At 70.2% G+C, this 15,781-nt stretch carries 14 protein-coding genes; 8 read left to right on the top strand and 6 right to left on the bottom strand.

Going from position 1 to position 15,781, the window contains the following annotated elements:
* Positions 1-53: 53 nt before the first annotated feature.
* The 4 genes from ACIBTU_RS28830 to ACIBTU_RS28815 form a co-directional block, all read right to left on the bottom strand.
* On the bottom strand, positions 54-773 hold the full coding sequence (locus ACIBTU_RS28830; RefSeq protein ID WP_399129450.1) for an HAD family hydrolase: 720 nt from the start codon (positions 771-773) through the stop codon (positions 54-56).
* Between the two features lie 111 nt (positions 774-884).
* Positions 885-2,369 (bottom strand): glutamate--tRNA ligase, encoded by a 1,485-nt coding sequence (gene gltX / locus ACIBTU_RS28825; RefSeq protein WP_399129449.1) that lies wholly within the window; start codon positions 2,367-2,369, stop codon positions 885-887.
* The gene (locus ACIBTU_RS28820; protein WP_399129447.1) at positions 2,353-3,138 is read right to left on the bottom strand and encodes a fumarylacetoacetate hydrolase family protein; all 786 of its coding nucleotides are present in this window, start codon (positions 3,136-3,138) and stop codon (positions 2,353-2,355) included. The genes gltX and ACIBTU_RS28820 overlap by 17 nt, the downstream gene beginning before the upstream one ends.
* 97 nt (positions 3,139-3,235) lie before the next feature.
* On the bottom strand, positions 3,236-3,424 hold the full coding sequence (locus ACIBTU_RS28815) for a hypothetical protein (protein WP_399129446.1): 189 nt from the start codon (positions 3,422-3,424) through the stop codon (positions 3,236-3,238).
* Between the two features lie 560 nt (positions 3,425-3,984).
* Here ACIBTU_RS28815 and ACIBTU_RS28810 point away from each other — a divergent pair.
* The 8 genes from ACIBTU_RS28810 (at position 3,985) to ACIBTU_RS28775 (ending at position 14,594) form a co-directional block, all read left to right on the top strand.
* The gene (locus tag ACIBTU_RS28810; RefSeq protein WP_399129445.1) at positions 3,985-7,686 is read left to right on the top strand and encodes a nitrate- and nitrite sensing domain-containing protein; all 3,702 of its coding nucleotides are present in this window, start codon (positions 3,985-3,987) and stop codon (positions 7,684-7,686) included.
* A 9-nt stretch (positions 7,687-7,695) separates the two neighbouring features.
* The gene (locus tag ACIBTU_RS28805) at positions 7,696-8,109 is read left to right on the top strand and encodes a roadblock/LC7 domain-containing protein (protein ID WP_207827120.1); all 414 of its coding nucleotides are present in this window, start codon (positions 7,696-7,698) and stop codon (positions 8,107-8,109) included.
* Positions 8,110-8,283: 174 nt separating this feature from the next.
* Positions 8,284-8,694, top strand: coding sequence for a DUF742 domain-containing protein (locus ACIBTU_RS28800; RefSeq protein ID WP_384628305.1), 411 nt, complete (start codon positions 8,284-8,286; stop codon positions 8,692-8,694).
* Positions 8,675-9,262 (top strand): GTP-binding protein, encoded by a 588-nt coding sequence (locus tag ACIBTU_RS28795; protein WP_399129443.1) that lies wholly within the window; start codon positions 8,675-8,677, stop codon positions 9,260-9,262. Before ACIBTU_RS28800 ends, ACIBTU_RS28795 begins: the two co-directional genes overlap by 20 nt.
* 372 nt (positions 9,263-9,634) lie before the next feature.
* Positions 9,635-12,817: a nitrate- and nitrite sensing domain-containing protein gene (locus tag ACIBTU_RS28790; RefSeq protein WP_399129442.1), complete on the top strand. Its 3,183-nt coding sequence runs from the start codon at positions 9,635-9,637 to the stop codon at positions 12,815-12,817.
* 120 nt (positions 12,818-12,937) lie between these two features.
* The gene (locus ACIBTU_RS28785) at positions 12,938-13,351 is read left to right on the top strand and encodes a roadblock/LC7 domain-containing protein (protein ID WP_005311461.1); all 414 of its coding nucleotides are present in this window, start codon (positions 12,938-12,940) and stop codon (positions 13,349-13,351) included.
* A gap of 93 nt (positions 13,352-13,444) precedes the next feature.
* On the top strand, positions 13,445-14,023 hold the full coding sequence (locus ACIBTU_RS28780) for a DUF742 domain-containing protein (RefSeq protein ID WP_399129441.1): 579 nt from the start codon (positions 13,445-13,447) through the stop codon (positions 14,021-14,023).
* Positions 14,004-14,594 carry a GTP-binding protein gene (locus ACIBTU_RS28775; protein ID WP_399129440.1) on the top strand — a complete coding sequence of 197 codons (591 nt, stop codon included), beginning with the start codon at positions 14,004-14,006 and terminating at the stop codon, positions 14,592-14,594. Before ACIBTU_RS28780 ends, ACIBTU_RS28775 begins: the two co-directional genes overlap by 20 nt.
* A gap of 110 nt (positions 14,595-14,704) precedes the next feature.
* Here ACIBTU_RS28775 and ACIBTU_RS28770 read toward each other — a convergent pair whose 3' ends face one another.
* Positions 14,705-14,896, bottom strand: coding sequence for an acyl-CoA carboxylase subunit epsilon (locus tag ACIBTU_RS28770; RefSeq protein ID WP_399129439.1), 192 nt, complete (start codon positions 14,894-14,896; stop codon positions 14,705-14,707).
* Between the two features lie 51 nt (positions 14,897-14,947).
* A partial coding sequence (locus tag ACIBTU_RS28765) for an acyl-CoA carboxylase subunit beta (protein ID WP_399129438.1) occupies positions 14,948-15,781 on the bottom strand: 834 nt, incomplete at its 5' end.

Below are 15,781 nucleotides of genomic sequence, written 5' to 3'. Positions count from 1 at the left end.
TGCGCTTCCGGGTTTCGGCCTTTCGGCCCGTTCCCCTCGGCGCAGGAAGAACATTACCCGAAGGTGTCCGGCGCTCCAAAACGGGTATCGCCCGCCAGCAGCGCGGGCAGCTGATCGAGGCCTGTGATGCGGGTGAGTTCGGGTCGGCCGCCCCGCTCCGAGCGGTCCAGCCAGATGCCCGTCAGGCCCGCCTCCACGGCGCCCCGCGCGTCCGTGTCCGGCTGGTCACCGACGTACGCGACCTCGTGCGGGGCGAGGGACAGCTCGGCGCAGACCGCGTGGAAGGCGGCGGCCTCGGGCTTGGCGACGCCCAGTTCGGCGGCGCAGACGACGGCCTCGAAGCGGTCGCGCACCCCGAGGACGCGCAGCTTCCGCTCCTGGTTGTGCAGGGAGGAGTTGGAGAGCACCGCGTGCCGGTAGCCGCCCGCGAGCGCGTCCAGGGCGGGCACCGTGTCGGGGAACAGCGCCCAGGCCGCCTCGTAGTGGGCGATGTAGCGCCGGAACCAGGCGTCGGCCGCCTCGTCGTCCAGCGAGGGGTCCACGAAGCCTCGTACGCGGTCCCTGCGCTGGCCCTCCCAGTCCGTGACGCCCGCCTCGAAGCGGGCCCAGTGCGCCCGGGTCAGCTCCCGCCAGCGCTCCAGCGCCCGTTCCACGGTGCCGAAGGCGCCGAGCCGGCCCTCCGCGGTGAGGTGGGCGCGCATGCCGGCGGTGTCGGCTCCCGCGTAGTCGAAGATCGTGTCGTCGATGTCCCAGACCACGGCTCTGATCGGCATGGGTCGACCGTACGTCGTCGGGGCGCTCGTCGGTCCGGAAACGGGTGAAGGCCGAAACCCTCGGGGGTTCCGGCCTTCACGCCGCACGCGAGGTGCGTCACATGACGGAGGTCACGCGGCGAGCTTCGCCAGGGCGGCGTCGATGCGGGCCAGCGACTTCTCCTTGCCCAGGATCTCCAGGGACTCGAAGAGGGGCAGGCCGATCGTGCGGCCGGTGACGGCGACGCGGACCGGGGCCTGGGCCTTGCCGAGCTTGAGGCCGTGGGCCTCGCCGGCGGCCAGGACGGCCTCCTTGAGGGACTCCGGGGAGGTCCAGTCGGCGGCCTCGAGCTTCTCGCGGGCCGTCGTCAGCAGGGCGTCGGAGCCCTCCTTCATGGCCTTCGTCCAGCTCGGCTCGTCGAAGACGGGCTCGGGCAGGAAGAGGAAGTCCACGTTGTCCGTGATCTCGGACAGGACCTTGAGGCGGGTCTGCGCGTGCGGCGCGACGGCCTGCCACTTCGCCTCGTCGAAGTCCTCCGGCGCCCACGGGGCGACGGGGGCCTTCAGCCAGGGCTCGCAGCGGGCCGCGAACTCCTTGGGGTCGAGCAGGCGGATGTGGTCGCCGTTGATCGACTCGCACTTCTTGAGGTCGAAGCGGGCCGGGTTCGGCTGGACGTCCTTGACGTCGAACGCGGCCACCATCTCCTCGATCGAGAAGATGTCGCGGTCGGCCGAGAGCGACCAGCCGAGCAGCGACAGGTAGTTGAGCAGGCCCTCGGGCAGGAAGCCGCGCTCGCGGTACAGGTTGAGCGAGGACTGCGGGTCGCGCTTGGAGAGCTTCTTGTTGCCCTCGCCCATGACGTACGGGAGGTGGCCGAACTCGGGGGTGGCCTTGGCGATGCCCAGGTCCTTGAGCGCGTCGTAGAGCGCGATCTGGCGCGGGGTGGAGGACAGCAGGTCCTCGCCGCGCAGGACGTGGGTGATCTCCATGAGGGCGTCGTCGACCGGGTTGACGAGCGTGTAGAGCGGGGCGCCGTTGGCCCGGACGATGCCGTAGTCCGGCACGTTCTCGGGCTCGTAGGTGATGTCGCCGCGGACCAGGTCGGTGAACGTGATGGTGCGGTCAGGCATCCGGAAGCGGATGATCGGCTTGCGGCCCTCCGCCTCGTAGGCGGCCTTCTGCTCGGCGGTCAGCTCGCGGCAGTGGCCGTCGTAGCCGGACGGCTTGCCGGCGGCGCGGGCGGCGTCGCGGCGCTCGTCGAGCTCCTCGGTGGAGCAGTAGCAGGGGTACGCCTTGCCGGCGGCGACCAGCTTGTCGGCGACGTCCTTGTAGATGTCCATGCGCTGCGACTGCCGGTACGGCGCGTGCGGGCCGCCGACCTCGGGGCCCTCGTCCCAGTCGAAGCCGAGCCAGCGCATCGCGTCGAGGAGCTGGTTGTACGACTCCTCGCTGTCGCGGGCCGCGTCGGTGTCCTCGATGCGGAAGACGAGAGTGCCCTGGTTGTGGCGCGCGAAGGCCCAGTTGAACAGGGCGGTGCGGACCAGGCCCACGTGGGGGTTACCGGTGGGCGAGGGGCAGAAACGGACGCGTACAGGTGCGCTAGCCACGCTTGACAACCTTGTTGGTGAGAGTGCCGATGCCTTCGATGGTGACGGCGACTTCGTCGCCGACGTTGAGGGGGCCGACCCCTTCCGGGGTGCCCGTGAGGATGACGTCGCCCGGGAGGAGGGTCATCGCCTCGGAGATGTTCGCGATCAGGTCCGCGATGGGCGTGATCATGTCCGACGTCCGGCCGAGCTGGCGCTGTGCGCCGTTGACCGTGCACTGGATGGTGAGGTCGGAGGCGGCCTTGAGGTCCAGGTCCGTCTCGATCCAGGGGCCGAGGGGGCAGGACGTGTCGAAGCCCTTGGCGCGGGCCCACTGCTTCTCGCGCTTCTGCACGTCGCGGGCGGTCACGTCGTTGGCCGCGGTGTAGCCGAGGATCACGTCGTTCGCGCGCTCGCGCGGGACCTCGCGACACATGCGGCCGATGACGACGGCGAGCTCGGCCTCGTGGTGCAGTTCCTCGGAGAAGGAGGGGTACTGGATGGCGTCGCCGGGGCCGATGACGGAGGTCGAGGGCTTGAAGAAGGCGAAGGGGGCGTCCGGGACCTCGTTGCCCAGCTCCTTCGCGTGCTCCGCGTAGTTGCGGCCGAAGGCGATGACCTTGTTCGGGAGCACGGGGGGCAGCAGGCGGACCTTGCTGACCGGGACCTTGGTGCCGCTCAGCTCGAAGTCGGCGAACGGGATGCCCTTGATGATGTCGAGCACCAGCTCGTCGGGCTTGTCGCCCTCGACCGCGCCGAAGGCGACGTTTCCGTCGATGGAGAATCTGGCGATCCGCACGGGTGGCTGCGCCCCTTTGTCACGTTCTGCGATGGGCCCGGGATTGGGTCGACCGGGCTCCAGGCTATCGCTTCGGGGGTTGACAGGCCGGGCGGCCTCAGGCAGCCGGGACGACCTCGGGGGCGACCATGAGGATCGTGCGCTTCGGGTTGGCCGTGTTCGTGGGGAGGTCGACCGAGTGTTCCGGAAGGGCGGGGGCGGTCTGGAGGTCGCCGGCGTCCTCGAGGTGCGCCAGGGTGGTGCGGCGCGGGTTGGCGATCTTGTGGAACATCGTCGTCGTCTTCATGAGAGTGCTCAGGAACCTTCGGTCGTCGGATGGGCCATCCCTGCAAAGCGTTCAGGCTAAACATCTGATTCCCGTCGAAAGCCGGGAAGTTGTGATCGTCCTTGTGTGAGTTTGCTCACGAGGGGGTGGCCAAATGGGATTTTTCAGGCGGCCAACCGGGCCCGAAGAAGCGGACATTCCGTATCTGAAGCCGCCATTCCGCTCCCGATCATGGCGACTGGGACACCCCCCGCCCCTACGTACAACGTCCCTGATCGTCCGGTTTTACCTAGATCATCTTCCACACCTCGTAACCCTCTCTTCACTTGGTGTCACGGAAGATGTGCCAGATCCCGTTGCCCTTGTTGGAGATCCTGCACTGTGCTGGAATTCCCGGGACCGCCGCGGGTATCGAACCGGCGCACGGGGGCGCGCTTCAGCGCCGAGCAGCGGCGGGAAGGGGGAGCCAGCGCCGGTCACTCACGACCACAGGGGGGCGTTTCAGGTCGCCCCTCGAACTACGCCGACACCGCCTTGTCCGCTTCAGCGGACGGGCGCCTGGTCCAGAGGTTGCGACGCTAGTGCAGGGACGTAAGAACAGGGATGGCAGCGCTGCGGCGGAGCCGGAGCCGCGCGGCGGGACCGGCCCGATAGCCGGCGGTTCCCAGCCCCCGCACGCCCAGAACCCGGGGCGCACCGCGTCCGTCGACGGCCCGGAGCGCGACGGGCGCCCCGGCATGTCCGAGGGCCCGACCGCGCCCGCCGCGCCGTCCGTGAAGTCGAAGGGCCCCACGGGTCCCGGCTCGCGCATGGCCCTGCGCAACTGGCGCATCTCGACGCGACTGGTGTCGCTGCTCGCCCTCCCCGTGGTCGCCGCGACCTCGCTGGGCGCGCTCCGTATCGCCGAGTCCCTCGGGGACATCGAGCAGCTCGACAACATGAAGCTGCTCACCGAGATGACGAAGCAGGCCACCGACCTGGCCTCTGCGCTCCAGGAGGAGCGCGACCAGTCCGCGGGTCCGCTGGCCAACGGCGCGAACGCGAACGAAGACTTCAACATCAAGGCCGCACGCGAGAAGACCAAGCGCGCCCGGGACACGTTCCTGCAGAGCACGACGGACATCGAGAGCGACGGCGGCGCCGGCAGCCTCAACGGTGTGCGCGAGCACGCCGTGCAGATCGCCCGTGACCTCATCGGCCTGAACGAGATCCGCCAGGACGCGTACAAGAACCCGAAGAACTCCTCGCAGACCGTCGAGGCGTACTCGCGCATCATCAACCAGCTGCTCTCCCTGTCGACCGACATGGCGCAGGCGACCAGCAGCCCCGAGATGATCCAGCGCACGCGCGCGCTGGCGGCCTTCTCGTCCGCCAAGGAGTACGCCTCCGAGCAGCGGGCCATCATCGCCGCCGCGCTGCCGCCCAACGGCAAGAGCTACGGCTCGCTCTCCGAGACGGACCGGCAGTACGCCAAGGCCGCGCAGGAGAACCAGGACTCGCAGCTCGACTCGTTCAAAAGCGTCTACGGCAACGTGTCCGCCGAGGAGCTGCTCAAGCCGCTCGACGAGAACAACGCGACCATCAAGGCCGCCGACAGCTACGCCGAGCGCGTGCTGCGCGACCGCAACGGTCTGCGCACCCAGGACAAGCGCTCCTACCGCGACTGGGTCGACGCCGACAGCTCCCGCATCCAGCAGATGTCCAGCATCGAGCTGACGCTGCTCAACGAGATGGAGCAGCAGGCCCGCGAGCTGCGCAACCAGTCCGAGCGTTCCGCGATCGTCAACGGTGCGCTGATCCTCCTCGTGCTCGGCGTCTCGCTCGTCGGCGCGTTCGTCGTGGCGCGGTCCATGATCCGCTCGCTGCGCCGGCTGCAGGACACGGCGACCAAGGTCGCCCAGGACCGTCTGCCCGAGCTCGTCAAGGAGCTCTCCGAGTCCGACCCGCAGGACGTCGACACGTCCGTGGAGTCGGTCGGTGTGCACTCGCGCGACGAGATCGGCAAGGTGGCCGCGGCGTTCGACGAGGTGCACCGCGAGGCGGTCCGTCTCGCCGCCGAGCAGGCCCTTCTGCGGGGCAACGTCAACGCGATGTTCACCAACCTCTCGCGCCGCTCGCAGGGCCTCATCCAGCGTCAGCTGTCGCTGATCTCCGAGCTCGAGTCCCGTGAGGCCGACCCGGACCAGCTGTCCTCGCTGTTCAAGCTCGACCACCTCGCGACCCGCATGCGTCGTAACGGTGAGAACCTCCTCGTCCTCGCCGGTGAGGAGCCCGGTCGTCGCTGGACGCGGCCCGTGCCGCTCGTCGACGTGCTGCGTGCCGCGGCGTCCGAGGTGGAGCAGTACGAGCGCATCGAGCTGGCCGCCGTGCCCGCCACGGATGTCGCCGGCCGCGTCGTCAACGACCTCGTGCACCTGCTCGCCGAGCTGCTCGAGAACGCGACCTCGTTCTCCTCGCCGCAGACCAAGGTCAAGGTCACCGGTCACGCGCTGCCCGACGGCCGTGTGCTGATCGAGATCCACGACACCGGTATCGGTCTGTCGCCGGAGGACCTGGCGGCGATCAACGAGCGGCTCGCGTCGCCGCCCACCGTGGACGTCTCGGTGTCGCGCCGCATGGGTCTGTTCGTGGTCGGTCGTCTGTCGCAGCGTCACGGCATCCGCATCCAGCTCCGCCCCTCCGACTCCGGTGGTACGACCGCGCTGGTCATGCTGCCCGTCGATGTCGCGCAGGGTGGCAAGAAGGCGCCCGGCAAGCCGGTTCCCGGCCAGTCCGGCGGTCCGGCCGCCGCGCAGGCCGCGGCCGGTGTCGCCGCCGCGCGTCGTGGTGTGCAGGGCGGTGCCGCGGGAGGCGGCGCGGCGAGCCGGCTCGGTGCCGGTCCGTCGGCGACGCGTCCGCAGGTCGGCGCCGGTGCCGGTGGCCCGCGTGCGGCGCTGCCCAGCCGGGACGGCGGTCCCGCGGGCCCGCAGAACCCGCAGGCTCAGCAGAACGCGCAGGGCCAGCAGGGTCAGCAGAACCCGCAGGGTCAGCAGTACCCGCAGGCTCCGCAGCAGAACGGGCAGCAGGGGCTGCCGCAGGGGCAGCAGAACCCTCAGCACCCCCAGATACCCCAGCGCTCCCAGGCGCCGCAGCGCCCGCAGGCCCCGCAGCCCGCGCGCGCCCAGAACCCGCAGAACCCGCAGGGTCCGTCCGGTCCGTCCGCCACGGGCAGCCTGTTCGACTCCGGGATGCGGGGTCCGGTCCCGCCGCAGCAGCGCACCCACGCCGACCCGAACGGGCCGGCCGCGCAGCAGCCGCAGGGCGGCCGGCCGGTGCTGCCGCCGCGTGGCGGTCCGCGTGCCGAGCTGCCGGGCGGCAACCCGCAGCCGCGCGTGCCCAGTTGGAGCGACGAGAACGCGCAGCCGCACCTCGACGCCCCGCGCGGCCACGACGAGCCGGACTCCACGACCCAGTTCCCGCCGGTGCGCGACGACCGGCAGGGCCCGGGTGCCACGGCCGAGTTCGCCCGTCCCGACTTCGACGCTCCGCGGCCGGCTCCGGTCCAGGACACCGGTGCCTTCGCTCGCCCCGACGTCTACGGGGGCGTACCGAACGGTCCGGCGCCGCAGACGAACGGCTACCACGACCCGTCGTCCACCGGTCAGTTCGAGCGCCCGATCCCGCCGCAGCAGCAGGGCATCCCGGCGCAGCCCGCGCAGGACGAGTACCTGCCGCCGTCCAACGGCCCGGTCGACAACCGGACGCCGCTGTTCGACACGCTGGAGACGAACTGGCGCCAGGGCCAGCAGGAGCAGGCTCCGCGCCGGCCCCAGCAGCCCCAGCAGCCGCTGCAGCAGGACCTGCCGCAGCGTGGTGCCCCGCGTCCGGCGGAGGCTCCGCAGCAGCAGTCGCCGCAGCAGTCGCCGTTCCAGCCGCAGCGTCCGCAGACTCCCGCCGCCGCGCCCTCGCGCCCGGCGACGGCCGCCGACCCCGGCCAGGACCCCGCGTCCTGGCGGCAGTCCCCGAACGACGAGCTGATGCGTCAGGCCGAGCGGGTGCGCAAGCCCGCGGCCGGCGGTGTCACCGTCTCGGGCCTGCCCCGTCGTGTCCCCCGGGCGAACCTCGTGGCGGGCACGGCTCAGGAGCAGCAGCAGACCCAGGCCGGTCCCCAGGTCTCCCGCGCGCCCGACGACGTGCGGGGGCGCCTGACCAATCTCCGTCGGGGCATCCAGCAGGGCCGGCAGGCGAACGGCACCGGTCAGACGGGCAGCTACCCCCGCCCCACTCACCAGCAGGAGCGTTAGTTGAGTCAGATGAGCCAGGCGGCACAGAACCTGAACTGGTTGATCACCAACTTCGTGGACAACACCCCGGGTGTCTCGCACACGGTGGTGGTGTCCGCGGACGGTCTGCTGCTCGCGATGTCCGAGGGGTTCCCGCGCGATCGCGCGGACCAGTTGGCGGCCGTGGCGTCGGGGCTCACCTCGCTCACGGCCGGTGCGTCCCGCATCTTCGAGGGCGGGCCGGTGAATCAGACGGTCGTGGAGATGGAGCGCGGTTTTCTCTTCCTCATGTCCGTCTCCGACGGCTCGTCCCTGGCCGTGCTCGCGCACCCCGAGTGCGACATCGGCCTCGTCGGCTACGAGATGGCGCTGCTCGTCGACCGGGCGGGCGCCGTGCTCACCCCGGACCTGCGCGCGGAGCTGCAGGGCAGCCTGCTGCACTGACGGGGGTGACGGCCGGTAACCCCGGCCACATCAGAAGTCTGGCGCACCACCCGCCCCAAAATCCAGAGCGAACACCCAATCCCCTTCCGACCCACGTCCGGCCGTCACACAATCCCCCCACCGGCCCACCCTCAGACGGCAGGCCCCCGGCCCGCCGTCCCGCCCGGAGGATCCATGACCCCGCCCACCGCTCCTCACGATCCGTACGGCAGCGCCGCTGCCGACAGTTACGGTCATGAGGGCGACCAGCCGCTGGTCCGTCCCTATGCGATGACCGGCGGCCGGACCCGGCCGCGCTACCAGCTCGCGATAGAGGCGCTCGTGTCGACGACCGCCGACCCGGCGGCGCTGCAGACGCTGCTCCCGGAGCACCAGCGCATCTGCCACCTGTGCCGCGAGGTGAAGTCGGTCGCCGAGGTCTCGGCGCTGCTCTCGATGCCTCTCGGTGTGGCCCGGATCCTCGTCGCGGACCTCGCGGAGGCCGGCCTCGTCGCCATCCACCAGCCGGGTGGCGACGAGAACAACGGCGGTGCGCCGGACGTGACTCTGCTCGAAAGGGTGCTCAGTGGACTTCGCAAGCTCTGACGGCGCGACCGGGGCTCCCCGGTCGACCACCTCGGCCAAGATCGTGGTGGCCGGCGGCTTCGGCGTCGGCAAGACCACGTTCGTGGGTGCCGTCTCCGAGATCAACCCGCTGCGCACCGAGGCCGTGATGACGTCCGCGTCCGCGGGCATCGACGACCTCACCCACACCGGGGACAAGACGACCACCACGGTCGCCATGGACTTCGGTCGCATCACGCTCGACCAGGACCTGATCCTGTACCTGTTCGGCACCCCCGGCCAGGACCGCTTCTGGTTCATGTGGGACGACCTGGTGCGCGGCGCCATCGGCGCCATCGTCCTCGTCGACACCCGCCGGCTCGCGGACTGTTTCCCGGCCGTGGACTACTTCGAGAACTCGGGCCTGCCGTTCGTGGTCGCCCTCAACGGGTTCGACGGGCACCAGCCGTACAACCCGGAAGAGGTCCGCGAGGCGCTGCAGATCGGCCCGGACACCCCGATCATCACGACGGACGCCCGGCACCGTGCGGATGCAAAGAGCGGCCTGATCACGCTGGTGGAGCACGCCCTGATGGCCCGCCTGAAGTGACGGGAAACGGTCTCAAGTCGGCTGCCAAGTGACAAGATCCGTACGGTAGTTGTCAGAGGCCCCGCGTAGGTCCGTGTGGCCTTTGACACGCGGGGCCCCTGTGTTCATAACGTTTCGACAGAGAATTCCACGGGCACCGACACGGGTCGCGCACACCTGGTTCCACTGTGCTCACAAGAGCCCCGCCTTTTGGCGGGGCTCGTTCTTTATGCCCGTTTTATCTGGGGGGACGGCGTCCTGGAGCTTCCGGTTCCGACTGTTTGGAAGTGCGCCTCCTGACGTGCTGGAATGCGCTGAACTGCCCAGTAAGAACGGGCCTGGAGACACACAGCGGCACGTGTAGGTGCCGACCGCCGAGAGGTTGTTGGTCGAGTGAGGCGAAGCAAGAACAGTCCCGAGCCGGCTTCGGCGCGGGGCAACTTCACCCCGCCGCCGCGCACAGCGGCCGAGGCCGCACCGGTGGCCGAGGCCGCGGCGCCGGCACCGTCGGGCGGACGGATGTCGCCGCGCAACTGGCGCGTGCCCACGAAGCTGAACGCGATCCTGCTCATACCCGTGATCGTGGGTCTGGTCATGGGCGGCTTCCAGGTGAAGAACTCCATCGACACCTGGCACGAGGCCCAGGACGCCGAGAACACGGCCCGGCTCGTGCAGGCGTCCCTGACCTACGGCAACCTCCTCATCGAGGAGCGCGACATCACGGCCGCGCCGCTGCTCCAGGGCAAGAAGGACGACCCCAAGGTCGTCGAGTCCCGCGAGGCGACCGACCGTGCCGCCTCGGCCTTCCGCGCCGCCGCGCAGAACATGCCGCAGACGGCCGGTCTCCAGCGCCGGCTGGAGCAGTTCAACAAGGTCGAGGGCGGCCTGGACAAGCTGCGTGCCGCGGCGTACACCTCCAAGCTTCCCGGTGTGATGACCGAGGAGGGCTACGTCCAGATCCAGCACCCGCTGATGGAGTTCGCCAACGAGCTCGGTCTGGGCACCGGAAACATCACGAGCTACGGCCGCACGGTCTACGCGATCTCGCTGTCCAAGGCGGCGCTCTCGCTCGAGCGCTCCATCGGCATGCACCTGCTCGTGAAGCCCGGCCCGACCCGGGAGAGCTTCGCCAAGCAGCGCACCGCGCTCGGCAGCTACGCCTACCTCGAGGGCATCGCCATCGAGGAGTACAAGGGCGGTGGCACCCCCGAGGACCTGGCCAAGCTCGAGCAGGCCCAGAAGCAGCTGAAGACGGACGGCGCCAAGCAGGTGGCCGCGGCCAAGGCCAAGGACCCCTCCTACGTGGCGCCGCCGGCCGACCCCACCGAGATGGTGGCCGGCATCGTCGCGATGCCCAGCACCCAGCCCGCGGCCCGCCTCGCGCTCGCGCAGGGCGGCATCACCGCCGAGAACTGGTGGGCGGTCAACACCGCGAAGTTCGACGCCTACCGCACGATCGAGTCGGATCTCGCGGACAAGGCCGTGAACGAGGCGTCCGGCATCGCCGACGACGCCAAGCAGGAAGCCATCGTCATCGGCGTCGCCGTCGTCGTCGCGCTCCTCGCCGCCGTCGTGCTCGCCGGTCTCATGGCCCGCCAGATGTCGCGCTCGATGCGCCGGCTGCGCACCGCCGCCTTCGACGTGGCCGAGCAGCGCCTGCCGATGCTGGTCGACCAGCTCTCGCGCACCGACCCGGGCCGGGTCGACACCCGCGTCACGCCCATCCCGATCAACACGAGCGACGAGATCGGCGAGGTCGCCCGCGCCTTCGACCAGGTGCACCGCGAGGCCGTCCGGCTCGCCGCCGAGCAGGCCCTGCTCCGCGGCAACATCAACGCGATCTTCACCAACCTGTCGCGCCGCAACCAGTCGCTGATCGAGGGCCAGCTGACCCTCATCACCGACCTGGAGAACAACGAGGCCGACCCGGACCAGCTGGAGAACCTCTTCCGCCTGGACCACCTGGCGACCCGTATGCGCCGCAACGGCGAGAACCTCCTGGTCCTCGCCGGCGAGGAGCCCGGCCGCCGCTGGGACCAGCCGGTCCCGCTGGTCGACGTGCTGCGCGCCGCCTCCTCCGAGGTGGAGCAGTACGAGCGTGTCGAGCTGTCCGGCGTCCCGGAGGCCGAGATCCACGGCCGCGCGGTCACCGACCTCGTGCACCTGCTCGCCGAGCTCCTGGAGAACGCGACGACGTTCTCCTCCCCGCAGACCAAGGTCCGCGTCACCGCGACCCGTCTCCCCGACGGCCGCGTCATGATCGAGATCCACGACAAGGGCATCGGCCTCACCGCCGAGGACTTCGCGGACATCAACCACAAGCTGGCGAACCCGCCGACCGTGGACGCCGCGATCTCCAGCCGCATGGGCCTCTTCGTGGTCGGCCGCCTGTCGGACCGGCACGGCATCCGCGTCCAGCTGCGCCCCTCGGGCGAGCAGGCCGGCACCACCTCGCTGGTCATGCTCCCGGACGGGATCACCCACGGTGGTGGCGGTCAGCTGGCGCACGACCAGAACGAGTTCACCGTCTCGACGATGATCCCGCAGCAGCCGGCCTTCGAGAAGGCTCCGCTGCGCACCGCCGCCGAGCTCGGCTTCGACGACAGCCGCTACGAGGTCCCGGACGACGCCCGTGAGCTCGACCCGGTCGGCCGTTCGCTGATGCGCGAGGAGCGCCGCGCGGCGCTCGAGGCGCAGTCCCAGACGCCCGAGACGGGCCACTCCCCCGACGGCCGCCCGCTGTTCCGCGACGAGATCGCCCCGCAGCAGGCGGAGCCCGACACCGCGTACGCGCCGCAGTCGGCCTACGCCGATCAGCAGCTCGGCTACGACCAGGGCCCGGATTCCGGCTACGCCGATCAGCGTCAGGACGTCTACGGCGAGCAGCAGCCCGCCTACGACGGACGGACGCAGGGCGGATACGACGGTTTCGCGGCGGGCCGACCGGGCCCGCAGGTCGGCGACCCGAACGGCCAGGTGCCGGACTACGGCTCGCACGGCGGCTATGCGGAACCCGCTCCGGAGCAGTACAGCCCGTACGAGGAGCCCGCCCCGCAGGCCGACTGGCAGGCGCAGAACGCCTATCAGGGTGACTTCCAGGGCGGCTTCCCGAGCGCGTACCCGACTGAAGCGGAATCCGTCCAGAGCACTGACGCGGCGGAGCCGGAGAGCGTATCCTTCGAGCCGCATGGTCCGCTGTCGGCCGGGCCCTCCCCCTCCGTCCCGCACGCGCTGACCGATGCCGGTCTCCCGCGCCGGGGCGGCGCCCCCCAGCGCCAGGAGCCCGCGCAGGCCCCGGCCGGGGACTCCGCTCCCGGCGACGACTCCTGGCGCTCGGCCAACGACGAGCGGTGGGAGCGTGCGGAGCAGCTCAAGAAGCCCAAGGCGGGCGGAGTCACCTCGTCCGGTCTCCCCCGGCGCGTGCCCAAGGCCAACCTGGTCGAGGGCACGGCGGAGTCGACGCCCCAGGGCGGCCCCCAGATCTCCCGCGCCCCCGAGGACGTTCGCGGCAGACTGAGCAATCTGCGCCGTGGTGTGCAGCGGGGCCGCAGCGAAGGCGGCGGCGAGCAGCAGTGACAGTTTTTCCAGCAGTGACGGCAGTTGCAGTACCAGCAGTGATGAAGACGAACGGCCAGGTCAGCGGGTCACCCGATGAGCCTGACAGCACCTACAACCAGGAGCGTTAGTGTGAGCCCGATGAGCCAGGCGGCACAGAACCTGAACTGGTTGATCACCAACTTCGTGGACAACACCCCCGGGGTGTCCCACACGGTGGTGGTCTCCGCCGATGGACTCCTTCTGGCGATGTCCGAAGGGTTCCCCCGTGACCGTGCCGACCAGCTGGCGGCCGTCGCGTCGGGTCTGACCTCGTTGACCGCGGGCGCGTCCCGCATCTTCGAGGGTGGCGCGGTGAACCAGACAGTTGTGGAGATGGAGCGGGGATTCCTGTTCATCATGTCCATCTCTGACGGTTCTTCTCTCGCCGTCCTTGCACACCCCGAGGCGGACATTGGCCTCGTTGGGTACGAGATGGCACTTCTTGTCGACCGTGCGGGCTCGGTTCTCACTCCCGACCTGCGCGCGGAGCTTCAGGGAAGCCTTCTCAACTAGTAGTCAAGCGGTGCGTTTTCGCGCCTCGTGGCCGTAAGGTTTCGGGACGCGGCTCCACAGTGATGGTGCCCAGCGCAGTCGGAGGAGGAGTACGTGTCTGGTTCAGCAACACCCCCGAGCGGTTCGTCCGCCAACTGGCCGCCCTATGGCCCCGCCCAGGGCCAGGCCGGCGTGGGCGGCGACGGTTCGCAGAACCGGTACGACTTCCCTGCTGCGCCCAGCCACGCCCGGCCGATGCGGCAGCCCGGTCCCTACGACCAGCCGCACACGCCGCGCATCCAGCCTGTGCAGCCGCAGCCGCGTCCTGACGCGAAGCCCGCGCCTGCTGCGAACAACCCTCTGGTGCGTCCGTACGCCATGACGGGCGGCCGCACCAGGCCGCGCTACCAGCTCGCCATCGAGGCGCTGGTGCACACCACCGCGCAGCCGCACCAGTTGCAGGGCCAACTGCCCGAGCACCAGCGGATCTGCAACCTGTGCCGGGAGATCAAGTCGGTGGCCGAGATCTCGGCCCTGCTGACCATCCCTCTCGGTGTGGCCAGGATTCTCGTCGCCGACCTCGCGGAGGCGGGCCTGGTCGCCATCCATCAGCCCGGCGGCGACGAGAGCGCCGGCGGCCAGCCAGACGTGACTTTGCTCGAAAGGGTGCTCAGTGGACTTCGCAAGCTCTAGCGGAGGGCCGGCAACTCCAAGTCGTTCCACCACGTCCGCGAAGATCGTGGTGGCCGGCGGGTTCGGCGTCGGCAAGACGACCTTCGTCGGCGCCGTGTCGGAGATCAACCCTCTGCGCACCGAGGCCGTGATGACGTCCGCGTCCGCGGGCATCGACGACCTCACCCACACCGGGGACAAGACGACCACCACGGTCGCCATGGACTTCGGTCGCATCACCCTGGATCAGGACCTGATCCTGTACCTGTTCGGCACCCCCGGCCAGGACCGCTTCTGGTTCATGTGGGACGACCTGGTCCGCGGCGCCATCGGCGCCATCGTCCTCGTCGACACCCGCCGTCTGGCGGACTGCTTCCCCGCCGTGGACTACTTCGAGAACTCGGGGCTGCCCTTCGTGGTCGCCCTCAACGGGTTCGACGGCAACCAGCCGTACAACCCGGAAGAGGTCCGCGAGGCGCTGCAGATCGGCCCGGACACCCCGATCATCACGACGGACGCCCGCCACCGTGCGGACGCCAAGTCGGCCCTGATCACGCTGGTGGAGCACGCGCTCATGGCGCGTCTGCGGTAGCGGAACCCGGCCTGCACGACGTCGTACATGACGCCGCACATACAGAAAGGCCCCGCCTCTCCTGGGAGAGGCGGGGCCTTTCTGTATGTGCTGTGCGTGCTGCGCGGGGCTCAGCGCCAGCTGTGCGGGGCGCGGAAGCCGGGCTCGCGCTCCAGGCGGCGCCAGCCGGCCTTGTCCGTGCGGCCGCGGTGGGCCGGGGCCTCGGGGGCCGTGGCGGCGCGGGCCAGGAGGATCGCGGTCAGGGCCGCGACCTCCTCGGGCTCGGCATGGCCCTTCTCGACGCGGATGTCAGGAGTCGACATTGCGGCAGGTCTCCTAGCTCGGGAGGGAAGGAACGGAAGGTTTGGTGGCCGCTACTGCGGCGGGTTGCCGTGCTTGCGGGACGGCAGGTCGGCGTGCTTGGTGCGGAGCATCGCCAGGGACTTGATGAGGACCTCGCGGGTCTCGGCGGGGTCGATGACGTCGTCGACGAGTCCGCGTTCGGCCGCGTAGTAGGGGTGCATGAGCTCGGACTTGTACTCCTTGACCATGCGGGCCCGCATGGCCTCGGGGTCCTCGGCGTCCGCGATCTGCCGGCGGAAGATCACGTTGGCCGCGCCCTCGGCGCCCATCACAGCGATCTCGTTCGTGGGCCACGCGTAGGTGAGGTCCGCGCCGATGGACTGGGAGTCCATGACGATGTAGGCACCTCCGTACGCCTTGCGCAGGATGAGCGAGATCCTCGGCACGGTCGCGTTGCAGTACGCGTAGAGCAGCTTCGCTCCGTGCCGGATGATCCCGCCGTGCTCCTGGTCGACGCCCGGGAGGAAGCCCGGAACGTCGAGAAGCGTCACGATCGGGATATTGAAAGCGTCGCACATCTGGACGAAGCGGGCAGCTTTTTCGCTCGCCTCGATGTCCAGGACGCCGGCCAGCGACTGCGGCTGGTTGGCGACGATGCCGACGACCTGGCCGTCGAGGCGGGCGAGGGCGCAGATGATGTTGCGGGCCCAGCGCTCGTGGATCTCGAGGTAGTCGCCGTCGTCGACGAGTTCCTCGATGACCTTGGTCATGTCGTAGGGGCGGTTGCCGTCGGCCGGGACGAGGTCGAGGAGGACCTCGGAGCGGCGGTCGGCGGGGTCGTCGGAGGCGACCGTCGGGGGGTTCTCGCGGTTGTTCTGCGGGAGCATCGACAGGAGGTAGCGGAC

Source organism: Streptomyces sp. NPDC050145, from assembly GCF_044460245.1.
Lineage (GTDB): Bacteria > Actinomycetota > Actinomycetes > Streptomycetales > Streptomycetaceae > Streptomyces.
The sequence above is the reverse complement of the archived record's forward strand: the minus strand, read 5'-3'. Positions and strand labels throughout refer to the sequence as shown.

What these genes read in the sequence shown, in the direction of transcription:
- ACIBTU_RS28830 (WP_399129450.1), bottom strand. Translation starts at nt 773, where the DNA reads ATGCCGATCAGAGCCGTGGTCTGGGACATCGACGACACGATCTTCGAC.
- ACIBTU_RS28815 (WP_399129446.1), bottom strand. Translation starts at nt 3,424, where the DNA reads ATGAAGACGACGACGATGTTCCACAAGATCGCCAACCCGCGCCGCACC.
- ACIBTU_RS28805 (WP_207827120.1), top strand. Translation starts at nt 7,696, where the DNA reads ATGAGCCAGGCGGCACAGAACCTGAACTGGTTGATCACCAACTTCGTG.
- ACIBTU_RS28800 (WP_384628305.1), top strand. Translation starts at nt 8,284, where the DNA reads ATGACCCCGCCCACCGCTCCTCACGATCCGTACGGCAGCGCCGCTGCC.
- ACIBTU_RS28785 (WP_005311461.1), top strand. Translation starts at nt 12,938, where the DNA reads ATGAGCCAGGCGGCACAGAACCTGAACTGGTTGATCACCAACTTCGTG.
- ACIBTU_RS28770 (WP_399129439.1), bottom strand. Translation starts at nt 14,896, where the DNA reads ATGTCGACTCCTGACATCCGCGTCGAGAAGGGCCATGCCGAGCCCGAG.